Genomic DNA, 14,861 nt, shown 5'->3' with positions numbered 1-14,861 from the left:
AGATACTATACACATAGAGGAGAACGTATTTTATGAAAGTAACAGTAAGTTTTAGACACCTTGAGCATACGCCAGCACTTGATGAGAGAATCCAAGAGAAATCAGCTAAAATTGCCAAGTACCTTGATGGAAATCTTCATCTGAAATGGAGTTGCGAAGTAAGGGATGGTCGCGAGCATTACGCTGAGGTCGAAGTAATTGGACCTAAGTTTGACTATCATGCAAAAGCTCACTCTGATAGCCTATATAAGACCATTGATCTTGTTGTTGCTAAGATTGAAAAGCAGGTACAGAAGAAGAAAGAGAAGATGCTTAATAAGAAGAAGATGCCACATAAAGATATGGAAATCCTCGATCCAAATGATGCGTGGATGGACTACGACGATATGGCGTCTTAATCACTTAATATAAACATACTTTCTGTATATAAAGTCACGTAAAGCCTTCCGTAATGGAAGGCTTTTATTTTGCCTCCGATACTGGTATGCTTGCTGGTCAAGAAAAGGAGACAAGATGAAGTTAATTATTTCAATTCTGATCACATTCAGCGCACTTTCATATCAAGAGATCTCTTCCCATACGAATTTCTACAAGAAGATTGTAGAGTATACGAAGAAGAATAAACTTAAAACAAGTGATGTCCTTGTTGTTTACGATATTGATAACACTCTTCTAAGATTTAAAACGAGTTTTGGAAGTGACCAATGGTATGGTTGGCAGAATGATCAAATAAAGAAGGGTTGTCCTGTTCACTGTATTGCTAAGTCTGTTCGTGGGCTTTTGGATTATTCTTATAAGGCAACTTTTATTTCTGATATGATTCTTGTTGAAAAAGAAATTCCAAGTCTAATTGAAAAACTACAAGAGTCTGGCTACGGCGTCGCTTCAATTACTTCAAGAGGACCTGTTAATTATCCTGCAACAATTCGTGAACTTAATAAGAGTGGAATTGATCTAAAGAAGGCCAATGCCCCAAGGCTTCCATTTATTACGAAGCTTTATGGAAGAGAAGTACGCTATGCTGATGGCGTTTTTATGACTTCTGGCCTTAATAAAGGACAAATGCTGACTCACTTAATTAACCGCCCAGGACTTGAAAAGAAGTATAAGGCCGTCTTCTTTTTAGATGATCGTCTAAAGCATATGAAGACAATGGATAAAGAGTATAAGAATAATAAGGCCAATAAGCTTCCAGTTTTTGCATTTCGTTTAACAACGACTGATGCAATCGTAAAAGAGTTCAACGAATCAGATAAGAAGCTTGAGATACGAATTGGTGAAGAATTCAAAAAGTTAAATAAAGATCTAAATTAAAAATAAAAAAAGGCCTTCTTACGAAGGCTTTTTTTTTAATATGAAGTCGTCGTACAAACAGTATTCATACCAACAGTTGTACAAGTTGTTCGACCTGTACGATTTGTTCTAAAGCTTCCATCCCAGCTGTCTTGCTCATGTTGTCTAACCCTTAAGTAAGCCGATAGAGAATCTCTTTCTTGCTTTGAAAGGTAAATGCTATCACCATTTTCAATAGCATTAGATAGCTCTTTAAAATCAACTCCAGCATCTTCTCTGATTGTAAGCATGCGTTGACTAAGTTTTACTGGATAGCGCTTGAGTTCCCAGTTCTCTTTGATATGAGATCTTGAGGCCTTCTTATATCTTTTTCCATCAGATGCCTTAATTGAGAAGAGTCTGAACTTGAAAATAACACCATTTTCATTCTTCATTGTATTGTTAGTTTGGTGCCAATATCTTAGTCCATCACTTCCGATAATAAGACCTTGGTCTTCATCAAAGTATGAGCCCGCTTGATCAAATGGGGCCAACTCTGTTGGAGCTCCACTGGCCTGGATACATGTAATTGAAATAGTCACAAATAGTAACAATCTTAAGATATTCTTCGTCATAATTTCTCCCTACTGAAATTGTAGAAGATAAATATCTTATATTGAAATAGGCCGTCTAGAGACAGTTTGGCACCAGGTTCTTACTTATAAAACTCACGTAAGAAATCTTTAAGGATTTTCTGCTCAACAGATCCTTTCGTCCTTGCCGGTGCCGTAATTCGCACATTTAGCTCAATTTCATCCTTAGTTGTGAAGTTGATTTGAACACGAGGCTTTAAGATTGGCGTTTCTAAGTGAGACTTTGTAAATAGCTTATTTAGCACAACTTGGGCCTGCTCAAAGTACTCGGAACAGTAGAACTCGGATCTCTCAAGAAGAATTTTCTCCGCCTTTTCCCAGTCACAATCAGGAGAGAGGATCACTTTAAAAGTATGGAGAACGAAACTTTTTAGGAATGACTCGTTTGTTACTCGATTCGTTAAAAAAATAGAATTGGGAACAATTATTGAGCGTCCCGTATAATTGTGAGACGTCTTATTTGGCCCAACTTCTAAGAGCGTTGTTGTAAAGAGGTCGCGATCAATAACACTTCCACGCTTTCCTTCGATTTCAATTGTGTCACCGATAATAAAGCCACCAGAGAAAGTCTTATAAATACCACCCATGATATTTAGAGATAATTCCTTTGTTATAAGGACGATGGCTACCATTAGGGCCGCAAGAGAGAAGGCGAGGTTCTTTAGCTCAGTTGAATAGATATAGAGCGTTATAAAAACGAAGATAATCGTTAAAGAAATATTCGTATTAACAACATATCGTCTTTTGGTTTCAATATTAATTGAGCTTGTTTTCTTTAAGATGAAAGAGAAAATATGATTTGTTAAATAAAACAAAATCAGCACAAGTATTACATGTACTGATTTCTTAATATCACCCTGTGTGTCGACGAATATATTATCTAAAGTCATAGCGAAATTATAAGGCCAAATAGCTAATTTCCAAACGATTAAATGCGTTAAAAGTGTCGAATATTAAAGACAGATTTAGGAGTGCCATGCTAGACTGAACTAATTCGTATATTCAGATTAAATAGCTAAATAAATACAAAACGTTGAGTGGGATTTATCACATATGTTAAATGTTTCCAATATTTCTAAAATTCAAAGTAGTGAAACCCTATATAGTGGTGGAACCTTTCAGATAAATCCTGGTGAAAAAGTTGGGCTTGTTGGTCCAAACGGTGCAGGAAAAACAACTCTATTTCGTATGATTATTGGTGAAGAGAAGCCTGATGAAGGACAAGTCTCTTTTCCTGATAAGCTTCGCTGGGCCTACTTCTCTCAAAAAGTAGGGGAAATGGCAGGTCAGACGGCCAAAGAAGTTGTTATGTCTGGTGACGTAAAGATTTCTGAACTTGGTGTTAAGCTTAAAGAGTATGAAGAAAAGCTAGTAGACTGCGCTAATATGAGCGACGATGAAATGAATGATGTCCTAATGAAAATGGGTGATGTTCAATCGGAGTTTGAAAAGCGTGGTGGATACGATCTAGAAACACGCGCAGAAGAAGTGCTAACAGGTCTAGGGATTATGCCAGTTGATCACAATAAGATGATCGAAGACTTCTCTGGTGGATGGAAGATGCGTATTGCTCTTGCCCGTGTTCTCGTTATCAATCCAGAACTAATCTTAATGGATGAGCCTACCAACTATCTTGATATGGAATCTATCCTATGGCTTGAGGAGTGGTTAAAGAATTTCAAAGGTGGGATCTTTATGACAACCCACGATCGTGATTTCATGAATAATGTTTGTAATAAGATTGTTGAAATCGCTCATAAAAGGATCACGACTTATACAGGAAACTATGACTTCTATGAGAAGGAGAGGGACCTACGTCGTGAACAATTAATTGCTCAAGCTTCTCGCCAAGCTGATATGCTAGCAAAAGAAGAAGAGTTTATTGCAAAATTTAAGGCACGTGCTTCTCACGCGGCCCAAGTTCAATCTCGTGTTAAGAAGCTAGAAAAGATTGATCGTATTGAAGTTCCGGCCGAAGAAGAAACAATTAATTTTCAATTCCCAACGCCTCCAAGAGGTGGGGATGATGTTGTTATTATCAAAGACCTTTCAAAATCATGGCCACTATCTGACGGTAGTGCACATGAAGTCTTTCATGGCCTATCAACAACAGTTAAAAGAACAAATAAAATTGCAGTTGTTGGAGTTAACGGTGCCGGTAAGTCGACACTTTTAAAATGTATTACTGCTCATACGGAGCCAACTGCTGGTAGCGTTGCTATTGGCCCAAGTATTAAGATCGGTTACTTCTCTCAGTATTCACTTGAGGTTTTAAACCCTGAAGCAAGTGTTTTTGATGAAGTGAGAAAGGATCTTCCTACAGCAAGTGATGGCTATATTAGAAACCTACTTGCGGCCTTCTTATTCAGAGGCCAAGACGTTGATAAGAAGGTTAAGTACCTATCTGGAGGGGAGAAGTCTCGCCTTGTGATGGCCGTACTCCTTTCACAAAATAATAATTTCTTAGTTCTAGATGAGCCGACAAACCACCTTGATATTAAATCAAGAGAGGTTCTACTGGATGCACTAAAACGTTATGAGGGAACAGTGATGTTTGTATCCCACGATAGACACTTTCTGAGCGAGTTAGCAGAAAATGTTTATGAAGTGGATAAGGGGGAAGTTCGCATCTTCCCGGGTTCATACGTTGAATACATGGAGAGACAATAATGATTAACTTGCAGAATACGGAAGTGCAGTACTTACTACTGTTCACAATTCTTCTCATTCTTCCAAAACTTTTACTTCGCTTTCAAATTCCGATTGGTATTTCATCAATCTTTTTAGGAATTGGAGCAGGGCTTGGTCTTGGCTGGTTTCAAGGTGATGACCTTCTTCTTATGCTTTCTCGTCTAGGGATCACTTCTTTATTCTTATTCGCAGGTTTTGAAGTTGAGTTCGAAGAACTTAAGCAAAATTGGAAGGAGCTTTTAGGAGGAGTGGCGCAGACAATGTCGATAACACTCGTTGTGGCATTCATCATTCACTTATTCTTCTCAATTGGCTTTCGTGCAGCAACTTTAATTGCTCTAGGGATTATGACTCCTTCAACTGGTTTTATTTTAAACTCTCTAAAGAATTATGGATTTAGTGAAGGGCAAGAGTATTGGATTCGTTCAAAAGCAATTTCTAAGGAGATCTCTGCCATCTTACTGCTATTTATTACTCTTCAGTCGGAGAGTTTAGTAAACCTTGGTAGTTCTACCCTTATTTTAGTTGCCCTCAGTATTTTCTTACCTCTATCTTATAAATTATTTTTCAAATATATCGCTCCATATGCCAAGGATTCAGAAGTTGGTTTCTTAATTCTTACGGCCCTTATCTGCGGAGTGATCACAAAGAAAATCGGAACTTACTATCTTGTTGGGGCTTTCCTTGTTGGATTTATTGCTTCAGAATTTAAGCACTTTGGTAAGTCAGAAAAGTCAGAAGAAATTTTAAAGAATTTACAAATGTTCTTCTCTTTCTTCATTCCATTTTATTTCTTTAAGGCCGGTATTGGCTTTACGCAAGATCTATTTACACTAGACGGACTTTATATTGGACTAGCTTTCTTAGGAATTTTCATTCCTTTAAGAATTTTTAACACATACTCAAATATGAAATTCTTTATGCAGGATTTTTGGCCAGACCGCAAAGAGATTACAGTTTCTTTACTACCAACTCTAATCTTTGGTTTAGTTATGGCCCAGATTGCTAGGGAGCGCTTTGAAGTTCCTTTAGAGATTATTTCAGGTCTTGTTATCTACACTCTTGTTTCAAGTGTAATACCGGCCTTTATGTTTAAAAAAGTACCACCTGAAAATTATTAGAATTTAAAAATATAGCGTCGCTCCCACGAAGACCTCATGGTCTTCAAGGGAACCGCCGTCAACGGCTGTCGAGTCATCATATACAAATTCAACTCCAAACTCCATCGTCTTATAAGCATAAATATAAGAGGCTAAGTATTTACCAATTTCATAATTTTCATAACCTATTTCACTAGATATTTGCCAATTGTAACCAACCATAAATTGATTCTCTTTATTAAGCCTCCAACCGACTAAAGCTTCGAGATTATCCGTTTCAATAAATTGTCCTTCAATTAGTTCTAGATCTTTTGCATCGCCATAAACGGCTGCTAAGAAGAAGTCCTTGTAGATAAACTTTGTTCCAATTGAGACCGATACCTTATCAACTTTATTGCCATTATTATTGCTTTCAAGGTGAATAGCCGCGATACCGATAATCATATTCTCTCTTAGGTAGCGAATTGAAGCAGCCGTTGAATTTTCAAGAGTGAGATTCGCATCGTCAATTCCATCTCCATCCGAATCGTAGTCAGTTGAGACATCACCTGTCAGCTTATATTGAGCACCGAAGTGGAAATATCCAAGTTTATAGCGAAGGTCTAATACGTCAACAGCACGTGAAGTACCAATGATTTCACTATTGGCCGTATATGTTGAAGATGTGTAGGCTCCAGTGATCATAAAAATATCGGTAAAGCCTGTGATATCATACCAGATGGACCAGTTCTTACCAATTGTGGCTTCAAAGTCACCTTTACTTAACCAAAGATAGGCAAGACGTGAAGAGAAGGGTTTGTCACTTGTGTTGTCGACTACAAAGCGCCCTGTATTTAGGGGGTCGCTTGAACCCTGAACATTTTGGCTCGTATTACTGGTATTGATTCCAAACTCAGCACGAAAACCAGTGGTGAACCCCTCAATTAAGTCATCTCTCTTATATTTAAATCCAAACCGAGATGAGTTATTATTTAATGATTGTGTTCCGTCTTTACCGACAAAAGCCATTGAGATCTTTCCATAAAGATCGAAGCCATCAGCGAGTTCTATTGCGAAAATCGTATTTGATAGAAGAAATGAACAAAGGATGATTTCAAGTCTTACTTTATTTAATTGCATAGTACCCTCATTAAAAAATTAATTAATTTTAATAAGGTTTTATGTTGTTATTTAAGTAAAGAAAGCTAAAAATATTAATTGGTACTTAAGGGGAATGAGTAAATATGGATTAGTATTACTTTAAAATTAATCTGTTTGTTTTGGTAGGAAAATTAAGTGAAAGTCATCTGCTAAAATAAATATTCCAAAAGTTTTGAATTTTTTTGACTACTTTATTTGCTTCTATCTTTAGTATTTTAGATATTTTGTTCTGGCCAAGTGTCTTATATATTTGATTCTTTTGCGTATATATTAGTTTGATGAATACTTAATTATGTTGAGCTATCGAAAAACTCCACGTTCAATTGCTCAATCAGGTCTTTGGCTTGATTTTTAAGCTAAGTCTAAAGTGATTACAGTAGTTTACAAAGAGAGTAGAGTTGCAACTTCTTAAGAAGCATTTACTCTTTAGAATTGATAATTAAATTCCAAACGATGATCGCCATCAGTGTAATCGATTAAGTTATTCCAATTCGCGAAATAGCGAAGATTTAACTGAGGATTGATTTGGTAGCCAATTGCGAACTCATGAGTAAGTAAATTATCTTTATTACCATAAGCATGATTTTCAAAGCGGTCTGAACCAGATATTGCAACAATCCAGAGAGGATTATAGTTCAACCAAATTTTCTTCGTAATAGCAAGTTTTGCAAACATACCAATAACTGCGTTAATACCCATTATGGAATATCCACTGTCAATTGTATCATCATCCTCAATGGCATTCTTTCCAATTTCGAGTCCAACTCCACCTAGAGGATAAAGATTGATATTCCAGAACTCAGGTATACCATGCACGTATGAATAAGCAGCACTTATATTTTGTTCCGCGAGATTGTTGCCTTTAAAATTATAAGTCGCATCAATCTGAGTTGCCGTCTGCTTTGCTCCATTTACCGAAAATCTTCTTAAGCGTACAGTATCAATGTCATTAGACTTTCTCGATGTTCTATCCCATCCAAGTTCTTCGCCAAGGAAGCCTTTAATTTCTAATGCGTTTAGTGATGCAATTCCTGGTTCGCCACTTGGGTATGCTAATGTGAATTTAGCATTAAGTCCTCTGTTTGTGGCGCCAAACCCTACTGAAGTGAAGACAGCGAGAGGATCAGACATATCTTTAAATCCTTTGTCTTGTGCTGATATACTAAAGCTTATTAAAAGAATTATTATTCCAAGGTATTTTTTCACTTCACTTTTCCTCTTTAGTTTATTCTTGAATTCTTATTCATAGAGTTTATTATAGGTTGTATCGCTGATCTGTTATATTTTAAAAGTCGAATTTTATCATTGCCTGAATACGACTCGCATCGCCATCATCATCATTGTTGTTAACACGAACTCCGTACATGTATTCAACTCCTGTTGAAACTTTACTGGCCAGTTCTTTTATTAAATTAACGTGAAGAACTCCACCTCCTGCGATTGCATCATCAGGCCGTTGGCTAGACTTTTCAAGCTCAGTCCAAGCAATCGCAAAGTTTGTGGAAAGCGTGTCTGTAAGCTTGAAAGCATACCCAAATGTTGCACTATAGCCTTTGTTCGTTTTTAAAATGCCATCGGCAACTAGTGTTGCATTTGCATTACTTCCTGCTAGTGCGAGAATAGTGGCTCCCGCACCATCACCGTACGAGATATTCCAGGTGAAATAACTTCTTTTTTGCCCAAAGTATTGTCGACCTGCAAATACTGCTGACCATTGTGTCGCCGTTGCATCTTTTCCGATATTTTGTCCATCCCATTTAAGTTGCGCAATTTGTGTTCCAAGCATGATGAAACCGTCTTCACGTTCTAAATCAATTCGAGCAGATAAAGAAGGGAGCTGAATAACTGCCTCTCCGTTGAAGTTCGCTGGATTATCTATTGCAGCCTCCGTTATTTTCTCTAGTGCGATAGCCCATCTCGTACTTGACGATACTTGGTCTTGCCATCTAAGTTGTACAGTTCGTCCACCATAAAGTGCATCACCATAAGCAAAGTCGATCATAAAAGGAAGTGAGCGAAGTTCGGATAGGTTTGTCCAGGTTTGACCTACTACAATCTTACCGTAGACGAAGTAAGCATGTCTTACCCTTGCATAGGTTTTATCGGTATCAAAATAATCCATTTCTAAGAAGAATTGTTGTGGAGGTTCTCCGGCCGTGTTTTTTCGAATATCAAAATTAAAACGTGTTTCTCTGATTAAAGCATTGAAATATCCATCGTTATTCGCTTCAGGTGTTCCATCAACTGGGATTTTACTGATTAAAAACTGATCCTTGTCTCCCGATCCGTCAAAATCTCCGATTATATCAGCCTTAAAATAACCGCCAATCTTCATACGCATATCTGTTCCAAACATCGGCCAAGACCCTGGGAAGTCTTTGTTCTCAAGCATTGTACCTGTGTCAACGCGATGATAATCTCTTATTTCACCAGGCTGAACAACGAAATCAGATACTTCATCCTTAGAAAAAACCTTCATATTGAATGAAGCTACAATTATTAGAATGAAAATTTGTAGATTTTTTTTCATTTTACCTCTTATTTACTTTACGACGATAAGTTATATTAAAAATTGTATTCAAAATGGGTAAACTTATATTTTTCTAAAAATTTTATATTTCGTTAGATCATCTAAATAAGGGCACTAAGCTAATTCTTTACCAATTAAAGTATTTGGATCTTGTATATGGTAAACCTTTATCTATTGTTTTATATAGGTTGGCTACAGCGGAATTAAAGCAGAAATACTTGTTTACTATGTGAACTTTACAGAAAGTATGACATGGTAAAAAAGTACTTAAAACAGCCTTTTGTTAAAGTACAGATATTCATATATTTGTTTGAAGATTGGGCTATTATGTCGAGAGTTGTCTTGATCCTAAAAGAACTGTTAAGTTTTTTGTTCTTAAACTTTACTTATTTTTATTTTCTTTCATGAAGTAAGATTTTTATTATCTGTACTTATATAGTTTATTGTTTGTTGTTAAGGAGAGTTTCATATGGATATTTATAAAAAGTTATACAACTTTTTGAGTACTGCTATGGTTGCAACTAGTTTAATTTCTTGTGCTAATAGTGAAACAAGTACAAAAGAATTTACATCATTGCAGATGAAAGGTGTTGAAAAGGTCACTGTTAAGGTTGATAAGATGGCTGCGGCAAAGAGGTTAGCAAAAGGCGTGCAGTACAAAACAATTTCAAATCAAGATCGAAGTGACTTTGATAAAAAAGCATTTCGTGGATATCATAATTATTTAAAAAAGACATATCCACTTGTTCATAAACATTTAAAGAGAGAGAGGATTGGTAGTCCTCGTCCATATAGTTTACTTTATACTTGGAAAGGAACGGATCCAAAATTACCTCCAGTCGTCCTTATGGCACACATGGATGTTGTACCTATTGCACCAGACTCAAAAGATCAGTGGAAGGTACCTCCTTTTTCGGGAGCAATTAAAGATGGTTATATATGGGGACGTGGAGTACTCGATGATAAAAACCAAATTCACGGAATCCTAGAAGCGGCTGAAATGAAATTGAAAAAAGGCTTTCGCCCCAAGAGAACAACATACTTTGTATTTGGTCATGATGAAGAAGTAGGAGGGCCAGAAGGGGCAAAGCATGCAGCTGATTTGTTAGAAAAGCGAGGAATTAAAAAAGTTGCTTTTGTGCTTGATGAGTCTGCACCGATTACACCTGGTATTTTTCCTGGCATTAAAGACAATACAGCTCTTATTGGTATTGCACAGAAGGGATATGTTAGCCTTGAGATGAAGATTGACAATGTAGGAGGACACTCTTCTCAACCTCCTAAGGAGGCAAATATTGTTATTCTGGCAGACGCTGTAAGTAAATTGCAAAAAGCACAGTTTCCATACAAGATTCATGAAGCTGTCCGACATCAGTATCGCTATATGGGGCCAGAACTCGATAAGAGTAAGCAAGATATGTATGCCGCTGTCGCATATGGAAAAGACGGCAGTCCTACGAGATTAGAAAAGAAGTTTATTGATGAGATGGCAACGAATCAAGTTACACGTGCCATGCTTCATACAACGATTGCAGTAACAATGTTTAATGCAGGAATTAAAGATAATGTTCTTCCTCCATCAGCGACAGCTGTCGTTAACTTCAGACCGATGCCTGGAGATACTCCTGATGTCATCATTGATTATGTAAAGAATGTTATTAAAGATGATAGAATTACAATTCGTGATATTTCTGCTTCAACTCCTGCTACTAACGTTGCAAACCCTGAGGGACAAGGCTACAAATTACTAGAAAAAACAATCCGTCAAACATGGGGGAATGAATTAATTGTTTCACCATTTTTTGTCATTGGTGGATCAGATTCTAAACACTTCCAAGCACGAAAATTTGCTCCTGATGTTTATACAATCACAGGAATTCAATTAGAGAATACAAAAGAGTTTGAAGGGTTTCATGGTGTAAATGAACGAATCAAAGTAGATGAATACGCAAAAACAATTGGTTTCTTCTATACTTTATTTGATAATTTACAGAAGCTTTAAAATTTTCTGGTGTTTAATCTAAATTTTTTAAAACTTTAGTGTAATAAAAGGGCTACTTAATTAAGAAGTAGCCTATTACAATAATCCTAGGGGAGAATAACGATGAGTAAGAAAGTAAAAAATTAAGTAAACTGTTTATTGAGCTTGATTGATACATCTTTACTGTCTTGGTGCTATAATCAAAGCTATATCTTATTAGGTTTCATTCGCCTTAAGGTTGTCTAAATAGGTAAATCACCTTCAAGTAAAAGAGCTAGATTTGATACCAGATAGACCAGCTCTTCCCAAGAGTTGCATTAAAATCTCCTCTCTCTATCCAAAGATAAGCAAGCCTCGTTGAGAAGGGCCGGTCGCTAGTATCGTCTACTTGAAATCGTCCCGTTGTGTTCGGGATACTCTGTATATTTTGGCTCGTATTGCTGGTATTGATTCCAAACTCAGCACGAAGACCAGTGGTGAACTTCTCGAGTAGGTCATCTCTCTTATATTTAAACCCAAATCGAGAAGAGTTATTATTTAATGATTGAGCTCCGGCTTGGCCAATGGCCGCCATTGAAATTTTTCCGTATAGCTCAAAATTGTCACCGAGGTTCTTTGCTGAAATTGAATTAGAATAAAGAAATGAACTCGCACATAGAGAAAACGCGAGAGACTTTCTTAAATTTAAAACCCACATAGAATCCTCACTCAAATCAATAATCGATAAATTAATTTTAGTAAGGATCTATGCGATCTTTTAACTTAAGAAAGGTAAAGATTGATTAGTGGCCACATCCACCTTGTCCATGAGCGTGACCATGGGCAACTTCTGTTTCAGTCGCTTCTCTTACTTCAGTGATTTCGATATCAAAGTTTAGATCTTCACCTGCAAGAGGGTGGTTACCATCTAAAGTAACTTCATCGCCTTCAATTGCAATAACTGCAAATGGAGGAAGACCTTGATCTTGGTTAACTTGAAATACGTCACCGATATTTAATTGTGCATCTTCTGGAAATTGTGAGCGTTGAACAGTGATTACTAATTCATCATTTTTGTTACCGTATGCGTCAGCAGCTGGTACATTGATAACTTTCTTATCACCAATATTCATTGCGACGATCTCTTTTTCTAGACCTGGAATGATTTGACCAACACCTTCTAAGAAAACTAGTGGACCATGTTCAGCAGAATTGTCTAAAACTTCGTTCTTTGAGTTCGTTAATGTGTAGTGAAATCCGATAACTTTTGGCATAATAGGGCCCTCTAATTGTTGATTATTAATATAGTAAATAAAGTTCAACACTAACAAGCTAGATGATTAAAGGCAAATAAAGAATGAGTGAATTAGTAAATCAAAAATATATCCAAAAAATTAATGATTTTCTTGCGCAAACCGTTGATTTAATTGATAGAGTTCCAGATTTAAATGCTGCGGCATTGGCCGATATTGCGGCCAATATTAGGGCCTTAAGAGACGAATCTCTTAACTGTAAAGAAGATGATCTGCCTGGAATTATTCAGCAGATGAACCTTCTAAATCAACTCGCAGATCGCTATGAACAACACCAAAGTTTACCAAATATTGAATCTCCATTCTTTGGCCATTTTAAAATTAAACAAAATGGAAAGCTTAAGGATTTTCTCATTGGCCACACTCCTTTTTCACATAAGGAATTAAAGTTTAAAATCATCGACTGGAAGAAATCTCCTATGGCACGTATCTTTTACCAGTACGGCGAAGGTGATGATTTTGATTTCGACTTAGATGACCGAATTATTGAAGGTCATATTCTAGAGAAATCAATTCTAACAGTTAGAGAGAAGCAACTGGTAAGAATTGACCGAGAAGGTAACACTAGTGTCCTAAGAGAAAGTGAGTGGATCTCTCTAAATGAATCAGCACAAAAGCTTGCTGGTGGAGAAGGAAGCGCTAACCAAAGTCTTGGTAGTGGCCGTACTGGATTTGATGGCCCTGAGGTTATTTCTCTTCTTGATAAGACTCAGTATGATCTTGTTAATCAAAGTGCAAAGAAGCCGCTTCTTATCACTGGTGGGGCCGGTTCTGGTAAGACGACAGTTGCTCTTTATCGTATTGCAAAGCTTTGTCGTGAAGATGGAATTCGTCAAGAAGAGGTTATGGTTATCGTTCCAAATAATGGCCTTGTGAAATTATCTAAGAAGCTCTTAGTTGAGTCACAACTTGAGAAAGTTCGAGTTTCAACACTTGATGACCTAATTAAAAAGATCGTCTTCCAAAATATGCGCTCAGTTCCTAAGAAGATTGAGGACAACCCACTTGATTCAATTGCCACAATTAAGAGAAACCCTAAGCTTCTTGAATTGATTGATGAGTACTTGGCAGTAAAAGAATTGAATATTGAAAAGAAACTTAAGGGAACAGACCTTGAGTTCTTTACAAAGAATCGCACTCGTCCATTATATGTACGTGTTAAGAATCTTTATGAGAATACACGTGATCCTCTTTTAAAAGTTGAAGTGAAGAAGATCTTAAATGGCTTTAAGAATGTAAGAGAAGAGCTTTTAAATGTTTTCTCTGATGCGAAGCTTATGGAGAAGCTACCTGAGATGACAAATCGTATGGTAACGACTCACATGTTAAATGACTTAAAATTCTATACGGCAAAACAAATTCAAGGCCTAGATAAAGACTCTGATTATGCCAATCAGGGACAAGACCTTTCAGGATTTGTTGATAAATACGACCTGCCATTATTTAACTATTTAATTGTAAAACAATTTGGACACCTTAAATACTTTGGCCGTGAGTTTAAGTCTTATCGTCATATTTTCTTAGATGAGGCACAAGAGCTATCTAAGTCTGAGCTTGTTATGCTTGGTCAAATTAAACATCAAGATGGAAACTTCACAATTGCAGGGGACAGTGTTCAACAAATTGATAGCACATTTGAGTTCACTTCATGGCACGACGTTTGTCATACGCTTGAGCTTGATGTGGATGATATGCAAGTTGAAGAACTTAATGTTTCATACCGCTCTCCAAAAGAAATTGTTTCTTTTGCGCATAAGGTTCTTGGACCTCTAGCACCTAAGGAGCTTCCAGAGTCGAAGAGAGATGGTGGACCAATTATTGAAACATCAGTTCAACATCTTGAGCATGCTTCGATGCTAATTAGTAGTGCGCTAGTTGAGCTAATGAATCGTGAGCCGAAAGCATCAATTGCAATCATTTGTTCAAAAGAGAGCATTGCAAGAGAGCTATATTCTGAAATTGAAGAAGTTGGAAGTATTCGACTTGTTCTTGATGAGAATTTTTCTCTAAGGCCAGGTGTTGATGTGACAACTGTTGAGCAAATTAGAGGTCTTGAATTTGATTACGTTATTATTCCAGACTGTGATAAGGACCTTTATCCTGCAAATAATACAGCAAGAAAGAGGCTTCACCTTGCTGCGACAAGAGCAATTCACCAACTTTGGATTCTATTCAAAGATAAGACACTTATTGCTTAATTTG

At 36.8% G+C, this 14,861-nt stretch carries 13 protein-coding genes; 6 read left to right on the top strand and 7 right to left on the bottom strand.

What is annotated here, in order from left to right; translation table 11 throughout:
* Nucleotides 1-32: 32 nt before the first annotated feature.
* Together hpf and ABMA72_RS06205 are read left to right on the top strand one after the other, a co-directional pair.
* Nucleotides 33-398, top strand: a complete 366-nt coding sequence (gene hpf / locus ABMA72_RS06210) for a ribosome hibernation-promoting factor, HPF/YfiA family (protein WP_021266419.1) — start codon at nucleotides 33-35, stop codon at nucleotides 396-398.
* 115 nt (nucleotides 399-513) lie between these two features.
* Entirely contained in the window at nucleotides 514-1,314 is an 801-nt protein-coding gene (locus ABMA72_RS06205) for a DUF2608 domain-containing protein (RefSeq protein ID WP_392857126.1), read from the top strand.
* 35 nt (nucleotides 1,315-1,349) lie between these two features.
* On the opposite strand, the gene ABMA72_RS06200 is transcribed toward ABMA72_RS06205, so the two are convergent.
* Nucleotides 1,350-1,907, bottom strand: coding sequence for a hypothetical protein (locus ABMA72_RS06200; protein WP_392857124.1), 558 nt, complete (start codon nucleotides 1,905-1,907; stop codon nucleotides 1,350-1,352).
* Nucleotides 1,908-1,987: 80 nt separating this feature from the next.
* Nucleotides 1,988-2,815, bottom strand: a complete 828-nt coding sequence (locus ABMA72_RS06195; RefSeq protein WP_392857122.1) for a mechanosensitive ion channel domain-containing protein — start codon at nucleotides 2,813-2,815, stop codon at nucleotides 1,988-1,990.
* A 163-nt stretch (nucleotides 2,816-2,978) separates the two neighbouring features.
* On the opposite strand from ABMA72_RS06195, the gene ABMA72_RS06190 reads away from it, so the two are divergent.
* Complete coding sequence (locus tag ABMA72_RS06190) at nucleotides 2,979-4,595, top strand: ABC-F family ATP-binding cassette domain-containing protein (protein ID WP_393056538.1); 1,617 nt, start codon at nucleotides 2,979-2,981, stop codon at nucleotides 4,593-4,595.
* A complete protein-coding gene (locus ABMA72_RS06185; RefSeq protein WP_392857120.1) occupies nucleotides 4,595-5,737 on the top strand; it encodes a cation:proton antiporter in 1,143 nt (380 codons plus the stop codon). The genes ABMA72_RS06190 and ABMA72_RS06185 overlap by 1 nt, the downstream gene beginning before the upstream one ends.
* A 3-nt stretch (nucleotides 5,738-5,740) precedes the next feature.
* Here the strand turns inward: ABMA72_RS06185 and ABMA72_RS06180 are convergent, their stop codons facing one another.
* The 3 genes from ABMA72_RS06180 to ABMA72_RS06170 all read right to left on the bottom strand — a co-directional run bounded on the left by ABMA72_RS06180 (nucleotide 5,741) and on the right by ABMA72_RS06170 (nucleotide 9,386).
* Nucleotides 5,741-6,835 carry a porin gene (locus tag ABMA72_RS06180; RefSeq protein ID WP_393056536.1) on the bottom strand — a complete coding sequence of 365 codons (1,095 nt, stop codon included), beginning with the start codon at nucleotides 6,833-6,835 and terminating at the stop codon, nucleotides 5,741-5,743.
* Between the two features lie 447 nt (nucleotides 6,836-7,282).
* Entirely contained in the window at nucleotides 7,283-8,062 is a 780-nt protein-coding gene (locus tag ABMA72_RS06175; protein ID WP_393056535.1) for a hypothetical protein, read from the bottom strand.
* A 79-nt stretch (nucleotides 8,063-8,141) separates the two neighbouring features.
* Nucleotides 8,142-9,386, bottom strand: coding sequence for a DcaP family trimeric outer membrane transporter (locus ABMA72_RS06170; RefSeq protein ID WP_392857113.1), 1,245 nt, complete (start codon nucleotides 9,384-9,386; stop codon nucleotides 8,142-8,144).
* A 511-nt stretch (nucleotides 9,387-9,897) separates the two neighbouring features.
* Here ABMA72_RS06170 and ABMA72_RS06165 point away from each other — a divergent pair.
* Entirely contained in the window at nucleotides 9,898-11,388 is a 1,491-nt protein-coding gene (locus tag ABMA72_RS06165) for a M20 family peptidase (RefSeq protein WP_393057076.1), read from the top strand.
* A 253-nt stretch (nucleotides 11,389-11,641) separates the two neighbouring features.
* On the opposite strand, the gene ABMA72_RS06160 is transcribed toward ABMA72_RS06165, so the two are convergent.
* On the bottom strand, nucleotides 11,642-12,064 hold the full coding sequence (locus ABMA72_RS06160; protein WP_393056533.1) for a hypothetical protein: 423 nt from the start codon (nucleotides 12,062-12,064) through the stop codon (nucleotides 11,642-11,644).
* An 85-nt stretch (nucleotides 12,065-12,149) separates the two neighbouring features.
* The gene (locus ABMA72_RS06155; protein WP_392857108.1) at nucleotides 12,150-12,620 is read right to left on the bottom strand and encodes a peptidylprolyl isomerase; all 471 of its coding nucleotides are present in this window, start codon (nucleotides 12,618-12,620) and stop codon (nucleotides 12,150-12,152) included.
* An 83-nt stretch (nucleotides 12,621-12,703) separates the two neighbouring features.
* Between ABMA72_RS06155 and ABMA72_RS06150 the strand changes: the two genes are divergently transcribed.
* Nucleotides 12,704-14,857, top strand: a complete 2,154-nt coding sequence (locus tag ABMA72_RS06150) for a UvrD-helicase domain-containing protein (protein WP_393056531.1) — start codon at nucleotides 12,704-12,706, stop codon at nucleotides 14,855-14,857.
* Nucleotides 14,858-14,861: the final 4 nt, after the last annotated feature.

The sequence above is a fragment of the Halobacteriovorax sp. CON-3 genome, from assembly GCF_043196995.1.
GTDB lineage: Bacteria > Bdellovibrionota > Bacteriovoracia > Bacteriovoracales > Bacteriovoracaceae > Halobacteriovorax_A.
Note: the sequence above shows the minus strand (reverse complement) of the source record. Positions and strands in the feature narration are given on the sequence as shown.

What these genes read in the sequence shown, in the direction of transcription:
- hpf (WP_021266419.1), top strand. Translation starts at nt 33, where the DNA reads ATGAAAGTAACAGTAAGTTTTAGACACCTTGAGCATACGCCAGCACTT.
- ABMA72_RS06205 (WP_392857126.1), top strand. Translation starts at nt 514, where the DNA reads ATGAAGTTAATTATTTCAATTCTGATCACATTCAGCGCACTTTCATAT.
- ABMA72_RS06200 (WP_392857124.1), bottom strand. Translation starts at nt 1,907, where the DNA reads ATGACGAAGAATATCTTAAGATTGTTACTATTTGTGACTATTTCAATT.
- ABMA72_RS06195 (WP_392857122.1), bottom strand. Translation starts at nt 2,815, where the DNA reads ATGACTTTAGATAATATATTCGTCGACACACAGGGTGATATTAAGAAA.
- ABMA72_RS06190 (WP_393056538.1), top strand. Translation starts at nt 2,979, where the DNA reads ATGTTAAATGTTTCCAATATTTCTAAAATTCAAAGTAGTGAAACCCTA.
- ABMA72_RS06185 (WP_392857120.1), top strand. Translation starts at nt 4,595, where the DNA reads ATGATTAACTTGCAGAATACGGAAGTGCAGTACTTACTACTGTTCACA.
- ABMA72_RS06180 (WP_393056536.1), bottom strand. Translation starts at nt 6,835, where the DNA reads ATGCAATTAAATAAAGTAAGACTTGAAATCATCCTTTGTTCATTTCTT.
- ABMA72_RS06170 (WP_392857113.1), bottom strand. Translation starts at nt 9,386, where the DNA reads ATGAAAAAAAATCTACAAATTTTCATTCTAATAATTGTAGCTTCATTC.
- ABMA72_RS06165 (WP_393057076.1), top strand. Translation starts at nt 9,898, where the DNA reads ATGGTTGCAACTAGTTTAATTTCTTGTGCTAATAGTGAAACAAGTACA.
- ABMA72_RS06160 (WP_393056533.1), bottom strand. Translation starts at nt 12,064, where the DNA reads ATGTGGGTTTTAAATTTAAGAAAGTCTCTCGCGTTTTCTCTATGTGCG.
- ABMA72_RS06155 (WP_392857108.1), bottom strand. Translation starts at nt 12,620, where the DNA reads ATGCCAAAAGTTATCGGATTTCACTACACATTAACGAACTCAAAGAAC.
- ABMA72_RS06150 (WP_393056531.1), top strand. Translation starts at nt 12,704, where the DNA reads ATGAGTGAATTAGTAAATCAAAAATATATCCAAAAAATTAATGATTTT.